The organism is Puniceibacterium antarcticum, assembly GCF_002760615.1.
Lineage (GTDB): Bacteria > Pseudomonadota > Alphaproteobacteria > Rhodobacterales > Rhodobacteraceae > Puniceibacterium > Puniceibacterium antarcticum.
Genome location: NZ_AWWI01000120.1, coordinates 57,491 through 73,205, shown reverse-complemented (window position 1 = coordinate 73,205; position 15,715 = coordinate 57,491). Strand labels below are relative to the sequence as shown.

Genomic DNA, 15,715 nt, shown 5'->3' with positions numbered 1-15,715 from the left:
ACTGATAACCCTCTGCATACTGGTGGGATTTGCCGCTTTGTTGCTGATCCTGTTCACCTCGCTGGGGGTCTGGCAGGTCGAGCGTCTGTCCTGGAAGCGGGAGCTGATCACACGGGTGGATGCACGGCTTGCGGCGTCTGCGGTCGCTGCACCGTCATCGAAGGAATGGGCTGACCTCACGCGTGACACGGATGAATACCGCAGGGTCACAATTTCAGGCAAATTCCTGCACGAGGATGAAACTCTTGTGCAGGCGGTCACCGAGCTTGGTGGCGGCTACTGGGTGATGACGCCGCTGGTGACTCCCGAAGGCAGCTATCAGATTAATCGCGGCTTTGTACCGTCTGATCACAGCGATCCGGCGAGCCGCTCACAGGGGCAGGTTCAGGGCAGGGTCACGATCACCGGGCTGATCCGGATATCTGAACCAAAGGGCGGGTTCCTGCGGGAAAACGATCCGGCGCAGGGCCGATGGTACTCCCGGGATGTCGGCGCGATTTCCGCAGATATTGGTGTAACGACCGCGCCGTTTTTCATAGATGCGGATGCCACGCCGAACCCGGGCGGCTATCCTATCGGCGGACTGACTGTCGTGAATTTCCGCAATGCCCATCTCAGCTATGCCTTGACCTGGTTCGCCCTTGCAATTGGCACGCTCGCCGCTTCATTCTTGTTTGGCAGACATGAATGGAGGCAACGCCGCGCGTGGCCCGGAACTTAGCATTCTCTCGCCTTGCCTTGGCGCATAACGAGGTTGATACGGACCTCAAAAACCAGCGCCTTCTGGTCCAGCTGCGTTGGATAGCGTTTGCAGGCCAAGTCTGCACGATTATCTTCGCCGAATTCGTGCTTCAAATAGATTTGCCCCTGATCTGGATGGGGGGGACGTTGGTCTCGTTGCTGGGGCTGAACCTGCTAAGTGTCTACTGGCTCAAACGACAGCGCGTCCCAAACCTCACCAAGGTCCTGCTGGTGGATATGTTGTTGCTGACCATTCAGCTGGGGCTGAGTGGGGGGGCAACAAACCCGTTCACGGCGCTCTACCTGCTGCAGGTGACACTGGCAGCACTTTTGCTTGGTCCAAAGGAATACTGGAAATTCACCGCGCTGACGGCACTGCTCTTTGGTCTGTTGACCGTTGTGCATCTGCCGCTGCGGCTTCCCGAGTACGAACCTTTTTTTGCGACCTATCTGACAGGCATGTTGGTTGCCTTGATCATCGACTCTGTTCTGGTCGCCAGTCTGGTGACCCGGATCACACGTAACCTGCGGGATCGCGACGCGCGCCTTGCAGAAATGCGCCAACAGGCTTCTGAAGAAGATCACATCGTACGCATGGGCCTTTTGGCCTCTGGCGCCGCGCATGAGCTGGGAACGCCCCTTGCCTCGATCTCGGTCATTCTCAGCGACTGGAGGGCGATGCCAACGACGCGTGACGACATGGAATTGCAACATGACATCGCCCAGATGCAAAAGGCGGTAGATCGCTGCAAGGATATCGTCAGCAATATCCTGACCTCTTCCGGCGAAGCACGGGGCGTTGGACCAAAGCGCTCCAGCGTCAATGCTTTCCTTTCGGATGTGACCCGGGAATGGGCAGAAAACCGTGGGACAGCCGCGCTGCAGTTTGAAAACAGGTTTGGCGCGAACGTGTCGATCCTGACCGACAGCTCGATCAAGCAGCTCGTCACAACCGTGCTTGACAACGCGCTTGAGGTGTCTCCCGACTGGGTCGGGCTGACCGCCTCACGCGCGGGAAACGCGCTTGTTGTGCAGATTGATGATCGCGGCCCGGGTTTTGATCCAAAGGTGCTGGGCAAGTTGGGAAAGCCATACAATTCCACCAAAGAGGGCATGGGCAAAGGCGTGGGCTTGTTTCTGGTCGTAAACGCGATACGTAAGCTCGGGGGAGATGTAGGCGCGGTCAATCGAGCGGATGGCGGCGCAACTGTGACAATGAAGTTGCCTCTGGACAAGTTGTCAGTGGCCGGGACCCAAGCAGATGACCCCTGATGCCAATATTCTGATTGTCGAGGACGACGACGATCTTTCCCAGACCCTTCAACGGTCCATGCAAAGGCGCGGCTTCAATGTTGCGCGCGTGGCCAGCGCAGAGGCATTGCGAGAGTTCGTGAAAGACAGCGTGCCGACCCATGCGGTGGTTGATCTGAAACTTTCGGGGGATTCAGGACTGGTCTGTGTCGATCTGTTGCACAAGCAGAATCCTGACATGCGTATCGTCGTACTGACAGGTTTTGCAAGCATCGCCACGGCGGTCGAGGCAATCAAGCTGGGCGCCTGCAATTACCTGACAAAACCCTCCAATACGGATGATATCCTTGCGGCATTCGAACGGGTCGAAGGCGATTCTGAGGTCAAGACCACCAACCGCCCCACGTCGATCAAGACCCTCGAGTGGGAAAAAATCCACGAAACCTTGGTTGCAGCGGATTTCAACATTTCAGAAACAGCCAGACGCCTTGGCATGCACCGCCGCACACTCGCCCGCAAGCTGGCAAAATGGCAGGTGCAGTGAGTATCACAACCTCGGAAACGTTAGCAGTCAGGGTTTTTGTCGCGTGCGTGCGGGCCTGAGCGCAGGCAGGCCGACGCCCGTCGAATCAAATCCACCATCCGAGGCGATGACCTGACCGGTGACATAGCTTGCCTTTTCACTTGCAAGAAAGGCGATGACCTCGGCAATTTCCTGCTCTGATCCATAACGGTTCAACGGGATCGCGTCGTGATAGGCGGCGCGAATTTCGGGCGAATGTACAGCCAGCGCAAGCTTGGTATTCACCGGGCCGGGGCAGACGCAGTTTGACCGAATGCCGACTTCGCCCAGTTCCGCGGCCTGCTGCTTGGTCAGGTGGATGACCGCCGCCTTGGACGTGCCATAGGCAACACGCAAAGTTGAGGCGCGCAGGCCCGAGATGGAGGCGATGTTGACAATTGCGCCGCCCTGCCTCGAAAGCAGCGGCAGGCAGGCTTGGCTCATCAGAAAGACACCGTCGAGATTGGTTTCCATCACCCGCCGCCAGCGGGAAAAATCCGTGTCGGCTATGGGGCCAAAATCGGCGACACCGGCATTGTTCACCAGAATGTCGAGCCGGACGCACTTGACCACAATCTGCCTCACGGCTGCGTCCACCTCTTCGGGCCGGGATACATCGCAGATCATGGGCAGCGCACCTTCAAGCTCTTTCGCGACCCGTCCCAGTTCTGCGCCATCCCGGTCCAGCATGACTACGCGCCGGCCTTCCGCGTGAAATAGACGGGCAGTAGCAAGACCGATGCCGCGGGCGGCACCTGTGACGAGGGCAACGGTTTGCGTCATTTCAGGATCTCCGGCAGGAAAAGTGAGATGCTGGGGAACGCCGCGACCAAGGCAAGACCGATGAGGCTGACCAGCAGGAAAGGCACCGCCGCGCGTGCGATCCGTTCGATCGGCAGACGGGTCACGTTGGCGGCGACGTAGAGGTTGATGCCCACAGGGGGCGTGATCAGCCCGATGGCAAGGTTCACCATCACAAGCACGCCAAACCAGACCGGATCCCAGCCCAGTTCGCGCACAACAGGCATGAAGATCGGCAGGCAGATGAACATCACTGTGACCGGATCCATGAACATACCTGCGATCAGCAGGATAACCATGATCACCAGAAGGATCACGGCGCCGTTGTCCGACAGGCCCAGAAGTTGGCCGGAATACTGGCCGACAAGATCCTCGACCGTGACCACCCAGCCAAACAGGCTGGCATAGGCCACGACCAGCATCACCACGGCCGAAGAGGCGGCAGCATCGGACAGCGCCTCATACAGCCCGCGCCATGTGAGGGTGCGATAAGCAAAGGCCCCGACGGCCAGCGCATAGACGGTTGCAACCAGTGCGGCCTCGGTCGGGGTAAAAATACCCGAATAGATGCCACCCAGAATGACCACAGGTGTCATAAGGCCCCAGAACGACTCGCGGAAGGTACGGCCCAGATCGCGCCAGTATCCGTCGCTTTCGATGGGTGGGGCGAGCCGGTCAAGTGCGGTGCGCCCCTTGGCCTTGATGAATGGCAGGACCAGCAGCATCAGCAGACCCATGAACAGCCCGGGAAAGATCGCAGCGGTGAACAGCGCAGAAATCGAGGTTTCCGCGATCACGCCGTAGATCACAAGGCCGATAGACGGCGGAATGACGATGGACAGCGCCGCCCCCGTGCAGACCAGCGCAGCAGCGGCCGCGCGGGGATAGCCGTCTTCCTCCATCCCGCGAATGATCATCGGGCCAATAGCAGCAACAGAGGCCGGGCCAGAGCCAGACACCGCGCCCCAGAACAGGCAGACCACGGTGCCGACAACACCCATCCCGCCCGGCAGATCGCCGATCAACACGCGAAAGAACCGCACCATGCGTTCGGCAATCCCCAGACTGCCCATCAACGTCCCGGCAAGGATAAAGAACGGAATGGCCAGCAGGGCATATTTGGCAATCCCCGTCGCGATCAGATCGCCCGCCAGTTCAAATCCGAATCCCATCTGCCACATGGCATAGATCGCCGACAGCCCAAGCGAAAAGGCCACCGGCACCCGCAGTGCCATCAGCAGGAAAAACACCACGATCATCTGCGTGCCCGCGCCCATGCCCATCACCTCAGACATTGGGGGTCGCCGGGGGTTCTGCGCGCGGCGCATCAAACGTTTCAACCGCATGTTGCAGATAGCGGATAATCACGAGGGCAAATCCAAACGGTAGGGCGGCCTGATACCACCAGGCCGGAAGCCCCAGCGCGTAGCTGCGCATGCCATTGTCCATCAGGTTCATCAGCGACGCCCATGAAAACCAGGCCGATGCGGCCAACAGACCAACGCTCAGCACGACCGACAGCGCAAAGACAAGTTGCGCCAGCCGCTTGGGCAGCGCATCCTGCACAACCGTCACGGCCAGATGTTCGCCCCGCCGGGCGGCAATCGCAGCCCCAAAGACCGTCAGCAGAAGAAAGCCGTTGGTCAGCACCTCTTCGGTCGCGGCAAAGGAATAGTGGGTTCCATACCGCACGACCACATTCACAAAGCCCAAAAGCGTCATGCCAAGAAACAGCACAGCGCAGACGATCTTTTCGAATTCTCGCAGAATGAACCGCAAGGTGTTCTCCTCCCGAGTGGGCGCGGCCCGTAGCAGGGCCGCGCCAGTCTGGTTCAGCTGCCCTGACCGGTTTCGTCGATGGCTTTGCGGAAGGCGCCGACGATATCTGTGCCGACCTTGCCTGCCCATTCGTCAAACGCCGGCTGCGTTGCCTCTCGGAACGCCTGCAGCTCTGCTTCAGAGGGCTCATAGACCTCCATCCCCTTGTCGCGCAGGAAGGCGACGCCATCGGCGGTGCCCTTGCGGGTGATCTCGCGCTGATAGGCCATCGCCTCTTCTGCGGCGGCGCGCATCTGGTTCTGCGTTTCACTGTCGAGCGAATCCCAGCGCTTTTTAGACACGCCAAGGAAGATCGGGTCATAGGAATAATGCCAGGTCGTCAGATACTTCTGCACTTCATAGACCTGCTGCGGAATGATCACGGCGCCGATCGGGTTTTCCTGACCGTCCACCACACCCTGCTGCAGCGCGGTCATCGTCTCGCCCCACTGCATCTGCTGCGGGTTGGCGCCAAGCGCGTTCATCACGTCAATATACATCGGCCCGGCAACGCGCATGTTGAGACCCTTCATGTCCTCGGGTGATTTCACCGGGCGGACATTGTTGGTCACTTCGCGAAAGCCGTTTTCGCCCCAGGCCAGAACCTCGATCCCCTTGTCGCGCAGGATCTCTTCAAGCATATCCGCCGCCGGGCCTTGGGTCGTGGCATCCACCTGATCATAGCCCGCGTAGAGATAGGGCAGCGAAAACACAGCCATTTCGGGCACCAGCGGCGTCACGTTGATCGCAGAGGTCACAACCAGATCCAGCGCGCCACGGCCCACCATTTCGGCCTGACGCATCTGGTCGCCGCCGGACAGCTGCGCATTCGGAAACACGCGGACGTCGAATTTGCCACCGGTCTTTTCGGCCAGAAGCTCGCCGAACTTGTCGGCACCCTTTTGCCAGGTCGTGGTGTCGCCCGTATTGTGAGACAGGCGCAGCGTCTCTGCAAGGGCTGCGCCCGACAAGATGGTTGTGGCCAGCATTGCGGCCAAAGTGGTCTTGAGAACCATATTCATATACTTTCCTCCCCTAACAGTGCAGGATATGGAACAGAATTTCCGCCACAGGACAAGAAAATTCTTGTAATCCTGTCGGAACTCCGCAGGTTCTGGGGTGATAGCAACCCTCAATCCTGAGAGGTTTAAGATTTTGGTCCACATTGTGAACAGCCCGGATGAAGCGTCATCCGCCAACGGAACACAGGCCGTTGACCGCGCAATTGGGTTACTCAGCATCGCCGGGCGCGCGGGATCCCAGGGCGTTTCCCTAACCCGCCTCATTGAACAATCAGGACTTGGTAAGCCGACCGTGCGACGGCTGATGCTCGCGCTGATACGCGGCGGCCTCATCGAACAGGACAGCCAAACCCGCCTCTACCACCCGGGTGAGGAAAGCTATGTGCTGGGCACGCTCGCCACCCCGCGCCATGGCTTGCTCGAAATCGCGGCCGATGCCGTGGTGCGGCTGGCCCGGGACAGTGGCGATACTGCTTTTGTGAACATGCGCCGCGGCGCCACGGCGGTCTGTCTGCACCGCGAGGAAGGGGCTTTCCCGATCCGTACCCACGCGCTGACCGCCGGGGCGCAACATCCCCTGGGTGTTGGAGCCGGGGCTCTGGCGATCCTCGCTGCCCTGCCGGATGAAGAGGTCGAGACGGCGCTAGCCGACGGTGCGCGCCAGCGCACTGCGGAATATCCGGGCCTCGACGCGGACATCTTGCGCTGCGAGGTTTTTGAGACCCGCACGCGCGGTTTTGCGCTGAACCCCGGCCGGGTGGTGGCGGGCAGCTGGGGCGTGGGCGTCGCCATACGGCGCGTCGATGGCACGGTTGCGGGGGCGCTGTCGATTGCGGCGATCGAAAGCCGTATGCAGCCGCCCCGCGACCAAGAGCTTGCCGCGATGCTGACGCGCGAAGCGGTAGACATTGAAAAAAGACTGGCGCGGCGCATGACCCGCCCCCCATCACAGGAGGATATGACATGACGGATCCCAATATCGTAGGCTGGGCACACGGTACCTTTGGTAAGGCAGAAGCACCTGACACAGAAACCTTGATGGCTGGGGTGACCGGGCCTGCGCTAGACCACGCCGGGGTCGCCCCCGAGGATCTCGATGGCATTTTTGTCGGCGTGTTCAACAACGGCTTTTCGGATCAGGACTTTCAGGGCGCCCTTGTGGGCATGGGTGACGAACGGCTCGCGCGCGTGCCAGCGACCCGCTATGAAAACGCCTGCGCCACCGGCTCTGCCGCGCTGCACGGTGCGATGGATTTCATCGCCAGCGGGCGGGGCAAGATTGCGCTGGTAGTCGGCGCCGAAAAGATGACGGCAACGTCCAATGCCGAAGTGGGTGAAATCCTGCTCGGGGCCTCTTACCGGCGCGAAGAATCCGGCGTGGGCGGCGGCTTTGCCGGTCTCTTCGGCAACATTGCCGCCAGCTATTTCCAGAAATACGGAGACAAGTCCGAAGAGTTGGCCATGATCGCCGCCAAGAACCACGCCAACGGCATGGCCAACCCCTTTTCCCATATGCGCCGTGATTTCGGCTTTGATTTCTGTAACGCGGTGTCTGACAAGAACCCCTATGTCGCAGGCCCCCTGCGCCGCACCGACTGTTCGCTGGTCTCGGACGGCGCGGCGGCGCTGGTTCTGGCCGCACCCGAGGTGGCCGCCGATCTGCACCGCGCCATCGCCTTTCGCGCCCGCACCCATGCCAACGAACCGTTGGCCCTGTCGCGCCGCGACGTGACCCGCTTTGACGGCGCTCGCCGCGCCTGGGACGCCGCCTATGCCACCGCCGGACTAGGCGTCAACGACCTCAGCCTTGTGGAAACCCACGATTGCTTCACAATTGCCGAGCTTCTGGAATACGAAGCGATGGGGCTGGCTGAACCGGGGCAGGGTGGCCGTGCAATCCGCGAAGGCTGGACCGCCAAGGATGGTCGTCTGCCGGTGAATGCCTCAGGCGGGCTGAAATCCAAGGGGCATCCGATTGGCGCGACGGGTGTGTCGATGCACATCATGGCCGCGATGCAGCTGATGGGCGAAGCGGGGGATATGCAGATCGCGGATGCCACCTTGGCCGGTGTGTTCAACATGGGGGGCGCGGCAGTGGCCAATTATACCTCGATCCTCGAACGGGTGTCGTGATGCAGCCCGTTTCGACCCGGGTGATGAACCTGTCGCATTTCCTGACCGAAAGCGCGCGGCGTCACCCTGATGACATCGGCCTTGTGTGGGGCGCGGCACAGTGGAGCTGGGCACAGATCGAAGCGCGCGCCACCGCCTTTGCCACCGCCCTTCGGGACCGTTATGGGGTCCAGAAGGGCGAGCGCCTGCTTGTCCAGTCGGCCAATTGCAATCAGATGTTCGAAGCGGCCTTTGCCTGCTGGAAACTTGGCTGCGTCTGGGTGCCCGCAAACTTCCGCCAGACGCCGGAGGAGGTGGCGTGGCTCGCCAGTTCCTCTGGCGCAAGGGTCCTGCTGGTGGGGGCGGAATTCACTGACCACATAGCCGCATGCGGTGGTGCAGTTGCCTTTACCATCACCATCGGCGGCGGGGGGGCGGATGACTACGACGCCCTTGTCGCGGCGCATCAGGGGGGCGAGGTCGAAACCGCCGCTGTGGATCGCGACGATCCCGCGTGGTTCTTCTTCACCTCCGGCACCACGGGCAAGCCAAAGGCTGCGGTTCTGACCCATGGGCAGATGGCATTTGTCGTGACAAACCACCTCTGTGATCTGATGCCAAGCACAGGCCCGTCTGATGCTTCCATCGTGGTGGCGCCGCTGTCGCATGGGGCGGGCATTCACCAGCTGACGCAGGTGGCGCATGGGGTGAAAACGATCCTGCCCGCCGGAACGCGCTTTGACCCGGACGAGATCTGGCGGCTGGTCGCTCAGTGGCGCGTCACCAACATCTTTACCGTGCCGACCATCGTCAAGATGCTGGTCGAACACGACGCTGTCCACATCTATGATCATTCCAGCCTGCGCTACGTGATCTACGCCGGCGCTCCGATGTACCGAGCTGATCAGGTACGTGCGCTGAACGTGCTGGGGCCGGTTCTGGTACAGTATTTTGGCCTGGGGGAAGTGACGGGCAACATAACCGTCCTGCCGCCGGTGCACCATTCCGCAGACGACGCTGCCATGCGCCTCGGCACCTGCGGGTTTGCTCGGACGGGCATGCAGGTCCAGGTGCAGGATGCCGCGGGTCAGGAATGCGCACCGGGGGAGACGGGCGAGATTGCCGTCATAGGCCCCGCCGTCTTTGCCGGCTATCACAACAACCCCGAGGCCAATGCAAAGAGCTTTCGAGACGGCTGGTTCCTTACCGGGGATCTGGGTCATATGGATGCCGAAGGGTTCGTGTATCTGACCGGGCGCGCGTCGGACATGTATATCTCGGGCGGGTCGAACATCTACCCGCGCGAGATCGAGGAAAAGATCCTGCTGCATCCCGATATCTCTGAAACAGCCGTGCTGGGCGTGCCGGATGCCCTGTGGGGTGAGGTGGGCATTGCCGTTTGCGTCGCCCGTGGCACAGCGCCAGATGCAGATGTGCTGCTGAGCTGGCTGGGTACGCGCCTGCCACGCTACAAGATGCCCAAGAAGGTGGTGTTCTGGGATGAAATGCCCAAATCGGCTTATGGCAAGATCACCAAAAAGATGATCCGCGCCGAACTGGACGCCCGGGGTGACCTAGCCGATGTCTGAGCTGCGTCAGATCACCCACCCCGGCCCGGTGGCCACCGACAGGATCAGTGCGGTGCCTTGCCGCGTGACGCGCAAAAAGGTCACTCTTTCTGCCGGAGTGCCCTTGTTGCAGGCCATGACAGCGGCCGTGGACGGGGCTGCGGCCTGGTTTGACCTGTCGGACCTGACTGTCGCCAAGCTGTCCTTTGTGCGCCCCGCGCCGGCGCCCGGGGACGGGCATGTGGCGTGGTACAGCGCGATGACCACGCTTTATGACGCGCGGATCATCCGCGCCGGTGTGCACCTCGGGCGCCGCGATGGTGCGCCGTTTGCACATGTCCATGGGATCTGGGCGGATCGCGACGGCGCCCTGCACATGGGCCACCTTTTCAGCGAGGATACCGTCCTTGATCACGCGGTGAATGTGGATGTCCTGCTGATCACGGGCGCGCATCTGGAGAGCGCGCAGGATTCAGAAACACAGTTTTTGCTGTTTCGCCCCGTCAAGACGAGCGAGATCGCAGGGCCCAATGCCGTGCTGGCGATCGCACGACCAAACGCGGTGATCGATGATGCCTTGGTAGCTATAGCTGGGCAAGCTGGGCTGGAAAGCGCTGCGATTCATGGCATTGGCAGTCTGATCGGAACAGAGTTTGCCACAGGCGATGGAATCAGCAGTTACGCGACCGAGGTGCTTTTGACCAAGGGCCGCCTGACCCAGTCAGGAGTGGCGCTTGAGGCAGCGTGCGTTGGCTTTGATGGCCCCTATGCCGAGGGACCCTTGGCCCGATCACGCAACACGATTTGCGTGACATTCGAGCTTTTGTTGGTGGGCGATCAATCAGGCGCGTTTTGCGAAGGTCACAGAGCGGATGCCCCCAAGTCGGCATAGCAGATTTGTGCCCTCCGCGCAGGCAACCCTTGCAAATTTCCGCGCCGGGCGCTTCAAAGTGGTATGATAGTATTCCCTGATTACACGCTCGAAGAGACTTTGCAGGCCGACGGCGCCGCCTGCGTCATTGGTGTGGACGAGGTGGGGCGTGGACCGCTGGCCGGGCCTGTTATGGCGGCGGCGGTCTGGCTGGATCCGGCCCACATTCCCGAAGGTCTGAACGATTCAAAGAAACTGACAGCCCGAAGGCGCGATGTGCTTTGCGCGCAGATCCTTGAGGTTGCTCAGGTTGGCATAGGTGAGGCGAGTGTCGAAGAGATTGACTCTTTGAATATTCTGCGCGCCAGTCATCTCGCGATGGAGCGGGCGATTGCTGCGCTCACTGTTCGGCCCGATCATGTGCTGGTGGATGGCAATCTTATTCCACGAGGGCTCAAATTGCCCGCAACAGCGGTGGTGGGTGGTGACGCCCGGTCTGTGTCTATTGCGGCGGCGTCGATCGTGGCAAAAACAGCACGAGACCGCGTCATGTGGGATTTGGCGCAACACTTTCCGGGCTACGGTTGGGAAACAAACATGGGATATCCCTCGAAAAAGCATCGAGAGGCCCTGAAAAAACTAGGTGTCACCCCACACCATAGACGTTCGTTCAAACCTGTCCACAACATCTTGTATCAAGCGGAATAGTTAACCCTCTGATTCAAAAAACAAATTGACCCCGAATCACCAATGAATCATCTTTGTCTCAACCAATGAGCGCGACAATGCGCCGGTGGCAGAGGCAGAGACATGACAAAAATGACCAAGATCACCAGCGCGTCTGCGCTCCCGCTTAACACTATTCTGGACGGGGACTGCATTGACGTTATGAACAGTCTGCCAGAGGCGTCTGTTGATCTGATCTTTGCTGATCCCCCCTATAACCTGCAATTGAAGGGTGACCTGCACCGCCCGGACAATTCCCGCGTCGATGCGGTGGACGATCATTGGGACCAGTTTGCCAGTTTCGAAGTCTATGACAAGTTCACCAAGGCCTGGCTCAAGGCGGCGCGTCGTCTGCTGAAACCCAATGGCGCGATCTGGGTCATCGGGTCTTATCATAACATCTTTCGCGTCGGTGCCGCGCTGCAGGACGAAGGCTTCTGGATCCTGAACGATGTGGTCTGGCGCAAGGCCAACCCGATGCCGAACTTCCGTGGCAAGCGCTTTACCAACGCGCATGAGACGATGATCTGGGCGTCCAAGGGTGAGGGCGGCAAGTATACCTTCAATTACGAGGCGTTGAAGTCGCTGAACGAAGGTATCCAGATGCGCAGCGACTGGGTGCTGCCAATCTGCAACGGCGGCGAGCGTCTGAAGGATGCCAATGGCGACAAGGCGCATCCGACGCAAAAGCCGGAGGGGCTGCTGCACCGGGTTCTGGTTGGATCGACCAATCCGGGCGATGTTGTGCTTGACCCCTTCTTTGGAACTGGCACCACCGGCGCCGTGGCCAAGATGCTGGGACGCGACTGGATCGGGATCGAGCGTGAGGCTGCATACCGCGAGGTTGCGACGCGCCGGATCGCGGATGTGCGCAAATACGACAAGACCGCGCTTGAGGTGACACGCGCCAAGCGCAGCGAGCCGCGTGTGCCCTTTGGTCAGCTGGTCGAACGCGGCATGCTGCGCCCCGGAGAAGAGCTTTTTTCCCTCGGCAACCGGCACAAGGCCAAGGTGCGCGCCGATGGCACGCTCATCGGCAATGATGTCAAGGGGTCGATCCATCAGGTCGGCGCCCATCTTGAAGGCGCGCCGTCCTGCAACGGCTGGACCTACTGGCATTTCAAGCGCGATGGTAAGGTCGTGCCGATCGACGTGCTGCGCCAGCAGATCCGCGCCGAGATGGAAGAGCGCCCGCACTGAGGGGCAGCCCGGTTTAGAGGACCGTCGCGCTTCGGCTCTGGCTTGTGCGCCGACTGGCCCCGTCTGTGCGCAGGCGGGGTTTTTTTGTGCTCTGGGTCTGGGGCCGCCTCAGCCGCGGGATGTCATCTTTGCATGGGCGGCGAGAAGGTCGGTGACAAGAAGGCCGTCGATGGTCATCCCTGTCAGGTCAGCGCCGTTGATGGTCATGTTGCGCAGCGACACATCTGATATCCGCGCACCTTCGAGGGTAGCATTGGTGATGCTGGCGCGTGAGAGATTGACGTCATCAAAGACCGTTTCCGACAGGTTGACGTCGCTAAAATGGGCGCCGGACATATTACAGTTGCGGAACCGCGCGTCGGGCATGTGGGCAAAGACCTGCGCGCCGGTCAGGTTTACGCCGTCAAACCGACTTTGGGTCATGTCGGCACGGGAATAGCGGCTGTCGCGCAGATCGGGGCCGTCAAAAGATGTGTCGTTCATCTGAGTCGCTCTCGTTGGCTCTGGCTTTTGGGAGAGCTTAGCACGGGCTGTTCTTTGCACCTTGTGAAATTTTGTCGCCAGGTCTGCGGGCTTTTCCCGGTCGCTTGCTTGACCCTGCGGGGCCAAGGGGGTCAGGTGCGTGCAAACATTCACGGAGACATCATGGACTTGCGCGCGATACTCATGGGGCTGGCCTTTGCGGCGATGTGGTCCTCGGCCTTTACCTCGGCGCGGATCATCGTGGTGGCGGCGCCGCCGCTCTATGCGCTGGCGCTGCGGTTCCTGTTTTCCGGGGTCATCGCGATCGTCATCGCCAAGATGATGGGGCAAAGCTGGCATCTGACACGCAAGCAGTGGGTGTCGGTGGTGATCTTTGGCATTTGCCAGAATGCGCTTTATCTCGGACTGAACTTTGTGGCGATGCAGACAGTGCAGGCGTCGCTGGCCGCGATCATCGCCTCGACCATGCCGCTGATGGTGGCGCTGGCGGGGTGGGTATTGTTCCGCGACCGTTTGGGGCCAATGGGGATAGCGGGGCTGCTTATCGGGTTGCTGGGCGTTGTGCTGATCATGGGCGCCCGGATAAGCGGCGGGGTGGATCTGTTCGGGCTGTCCCTGTGCATCCTTGGTGGCGTGTCGCTGGCAGCCGCCACGCTGACGCTACGTGGGGCGACGTCAAGGGGCAATGTGATGATGGTTGTGGGGCTGCAGATGCTGGTGGGCGCCTTGGCACTGATCGGCCCGGCGGTGGTGTTCGAGAGCTTTGAGGTCGACTGGTCCTGGCGGCTGATCTGGGCCTTCTGGTACACGACGCTGATCCCTGGCGTGGTCGCGACGCTGGTCTGGTTCCTGCTGGTAGAGCGGATCGGCGCGGTCAAGGCGGCGACCTTCCATTTCCTAAATCCGTTCTTTGGGGTCGCCATCGCGGCGGCCCTGCTGGGCGAGGCGCTTGGGATCTGGGATGTGATCGGCGTTCTGGTGATCGCGCTTGGCATTCTGGCGGTGCAACTGTCCAAGCAGCGGGTTGTGTGAGGGGGCAGAGGAGGGGCTCTGCCCCTCGGCCTGCGGCCTCACCCCGGGATATTTTGGGGCAGATGATGCGGGGATGTTTTAGGATCTGCCGCGTCTGCGCATGGCCCTGCATTCATCAAGCTGCGGGAAGCCGCACTGGTACAGGAAAATGCGTTCGCGCCGACTGCTGAATGCAATGGAGCGCAACAGACTTCAGCCGATCTTGCCACGGTTCTGGCCGATCTGGCCACGGTGCAGGAGCAGATGGTCGAGTAACACACAGGCCATCATCGCCTCACCCACAGGGACGGCGCGGATGCCGACGCAGGGATCGTGGCGGCCCTTGGTGATGATCTCTGCCGCCTGACCTGATTTGGTGATGGTCTGGCGCGGTTTCAGGATCGAGGAGGTGGGTTTGACCGCAAAGCGCACGACGACATCCTGCCCGGTCGAGATCCCGCCAAGGATGCCGCCCGCGTGGTTCGAGCTGTAGACCGGCCTGCCGTCATTGCCCATGAAGATTTCGTCGGCATTGTCCTCGCCCGTGAGCATCGCGGCAGCCATGCCTTCACCGATTTCAACTCCCTTGACCGCATTGATCGACATCATCGCGGCAGCAAGGTCTGTGTCGAGCTTGCCATAGACTGGTGCACCGAGGCCGGGGGGCACGTTACGGGCCACCACCTCGATGATTGCGCCGACGGAATTGCCGGATTTGCGCAGGGATTCGAGGTAGTCTGCCCAGGTTTGCGCGGTCTCGGCAGAGGGCACCCAGAACGGGTTCTGCTCGATCTGTGACACGTCGCGTTCACCGGTGATGCCATGCGGGCCCATCTGGGTCATGTAGCCTTGGATCTCGATCCCGGGCGCGAGGGTCTGCAGCGCCGCACGGGCGAGGCCGCCGGCGGCCACGCGCGCCGCTGTTTCACGGGCCGATGACCGCCCGCCGCCGCGATAATCGCGGATGCCGTATTTCTGCCAATAGGTGATGTCGGCATGTCCGGGGCGGAATTTCTCGGCGATATCGCCGTAGTCCTTGGACCGATGATCGGTGTTTTCGATCATCAGCTGGACCGGTGTGCCGGTGGTCTGCCCCTCGAACACGCCCGAAAGGATGCGGACCTGATCGGGTTCGCGGCGCTGGGTGGTGTATTTGCTGGTGCCCGGTTTGCGTTTGTCGAGCCAGAGCTGAATCATCTCTTCGTCGATCATGATGCCGGGGGGGCAGCCATCGACAGTGGCGCCAAGGGCAGGCCCGTGGCTTTCGCCCCAGGTGGTGACGCGGAAAAGGTGGCCGAAGGTGTTGAGGCTCATGTGACTGGCTCCTGTTTGGGGGGTGTTAGGACAGCACGCGCCACGTCTCAAGGGATTTCGCTTGAAGCCCCGCAGGTGCAGCGCTAGCTGTGTCCTCACCTCGGGGTGCATTGGGACCTGTTTCCACTGCTGAGATGCGCAAGCGAACCCGTTGAACCTGAACCGGTTAACACCGGCGGAGGGAAGGTCTGGAAGTCGCACTCCAACTTTGCCCATCCGTCGCAATCTTGGAGGA

16 protein-coding genes and 1 riboswitch are annotated in these 15,715 nt (G+C 60.9%); of the genes, 10 read left to right on the top strand and 6 right to left on the bottom strand.

What is annotated here, in order from left to right:
• The first annotated feature begins 37 nt into the window (after positions 1–37).
• From P775_RS16955 to P775_RS16945, 3 genes are read left to right on the top strand one after another with little or no spacing between them, the layout of a single operon-like run.
• Complete coding sequence (locus tag P775_RS16955; RefSeq protein WP_245875734.1) at positions 38–721, top strand: SURF1 family protein; 684 nt, start codon at positions 38–40, stop codon at positions 719–721.
• The gene (locus P775_RS16950; RefSeq protein ID WP_099912077.1) at positions 688–2,013 is read left to right on the top strand and encodes an ATP-binding protein; all 1,326 of its coding nucleotides are present in this window, start codon (positions 688–690) and stop codon (positions 2,011–2,013) included. Before P775_RS16955 ends, P775_RS16950 begins: the two co-directional genes overlap by 34 nt.
• Positions 2,003–2,536, top strand: coding sequence for a response regulator transcription factor (locus tag P775_RS16945; protein WP_099912076.1), 534 nt, complete (start codon positions 2,003–2,005; stop codon positions 2,534–2,536). The genes P775_RS16950 and P775_RS16945 overlap by 11 nt, the downstream gene beginning before the upstream one ends.
• A 27-nt stretch (positions 2,537–2,563) precedes the next feature.
• Here P775_RS16945 and P775_RS16940 read toward each other — a convergent pair whose 3' ends face one another.
• The 4 genes from P775_RS16940 to P775_RS16925 are packed head-to-tail and all read right to left on the bottom strand — an operon-like array spanning position 2,564 to position 6,195.
• Positions 2,564–3,337 (bottom strand): SDR family NAD(P)-dependent oxidoreductase, encoded by a 774-nt coding sequence (locus P775_RS16940; RefSeq protein WP_099912075.1) that lies wholly within the window; start codon positions 3,335–3,337, stop codon positions 2,564–2,566.
• Entirely contained in the window at positions 3,334–4,650 is a 1,317-nt protein-coding gene (locus P775_RS16935) for a TRAP transporter large permease (RefSeq protein WP_099912074.1), read from the bottom strand. Before P775_RS16935 ends, P775_RS16940 begins: the two co-directional genes overlap by 4 nt.
• A complete protein-coding gene (locus tag P775_RS16930; protein ID WP_099912073.1) occupies positions 4,643–5,134 on the bottom strand; it encodes a TRAP transporter small permease in 492 nt (163 codons plus the stop codon). The genes P775_RS16935 and P775_RS16930 overlap by 8 nt, the downstream gene beginning before the upstream one ends.
• A 53-nt stretch (positions 5,135–5,187) precedes the next feature.
• Positions 5,188–6,195: a DctP family TRAP transporter solute-binding subunit gene (locus tag P775_RS16925; protein ID WP_245875733.1), complete on the bottom strand. Its 1,008-nt coding sequence runs from the start codon at positions 6,193–6,195 to the stop codon at positions 5,188–5,190.
• Positions 6,196–6,292: 97 nt separating this feature from the next.
• On the opposite strand from P775_RS16925, the gene P775_RS16920 reads away from it, so the two are divergent.
• From P775_RS16920 to P775_RS16895, 6 genes are all read left to right on the top strand, one after another.
• Positions 6,293–7,162, top strand: a complete 870-nt coding sequence (locus P775_RS16920; RefSeq protein WP_342749662.1) for an IclR family transcriptional regulator — start codon at positions 6,293–6,295, stop codon at positions 7,160–7,162.
• Positions 7,159–8,328, top strand: a complete 1,170-nt coding sequence (locus P775_RS16915; protein WP_099912072.1) for an acetyl-CoA acetyltransferase — start codon at positions 7,159–7,161, stop codon at positions 8,326–8,328. Before P775_RS16920 ends, P775_RS16915 begins: the two co-directional genes overlap by 4 nt.
• Complete coding sequence (locus P775_RS16910; RefSeq protein ID WP_099912071.1) at positions 8,328–9,896, top strand: acyl-CoA synthetase; 1,569 nt, start codon at positions 8,328–8,330, stop codon at positions 9,894–9,896. The genes P775_RS16915 and P775_RS16910 overlap by 1 nt, the downstream gene beginning before the upstream one ends.
• Positions 9,889–10,767, top strand: coding sequence for a PPC domain-containing DNA-binding protein (locus P775_RS16905; RefSeq protein ID WP_180287478.1), 879 nt, complete (start codon positions 9,889–9,891; stop codon positions 10,765–10,767). Before P775_RS16910 ends, P775_RS16905 begins: the two co-directional genes overlap by 8 nt.
• Positions 10,768–10,830: 63 nt before the next feature.
• Entirely contained in the window at positions 10,831–11,454 is a 624-nt protein-coding gene (locus P775_RS16900; protein ID WP_099912070.1) for a ribonuclease HII, read from the top strand.
• 102 nt (positions 11,455–11,556) lie between these two features.
• Positions 11,557–12,672, top strand: a complete 1,116-nt coding sequence (locus P775_RS16895; protein ID WP_099912069.1) for a site-specific DNA-methyltransferase — start codon at positions 11,557–11,559, stop codon at positions 12,670–12,672.
• A 108-nt stretch (positions 12,673–12,780) separates the two neighbouring features.
• On the opposite strand, the gene P775_RS16890 is transcribed toward P775_RS16895, so the two are convergent.
• Complete coding sequence (locus P775_RS16890; RefSeq protein WP_143520939.1) at positions 12,781–13,155, bottom strand: pentapeptide repeat-containing protein; 375 nt, start codon at positions 13,153–13,155, stop codon at positions 12,781–12,783.
• Positions 13,156–13,317: 162 nt separating this feature from the next.
• On the opposite strand from P775_RS16890, the gene P775_RS16885 reads away from it, so the two are divergent.
• A complete protein-coding gene (locus tag P775_RS16885; RefSeq protein WP_099912068.1) occupies positions 13,318–14,187 on the top strand; it encodes a DMT family transporter in 870 nt (289 codons plus the stop codon).
• 192 nt (positions 14,188–14,379) lie between these two features.
• On the opposite strand, the gene aroC is transcribed toward P775_RS16885, so the two are convergent.
• A complete protein-coding gene (gene aroC, locus P775_RS16880) occupies positions 14,380–15,480 on the bottom strand; it encodes a chorismate synthase (RefSeq protein ID WP_099912067.1) in 1,101 nt (366 codons plus the stop codon).
• A 91-nt stretch (positions 15,481–15,571) separates the two neighbouring features.
• Positions 15,572–15,681: riboswitch (TPP riboswitch) on the top strand.
• The last annotated feature ends 34 nt before the right edge of the window (positions 15,682–15,715 follow it).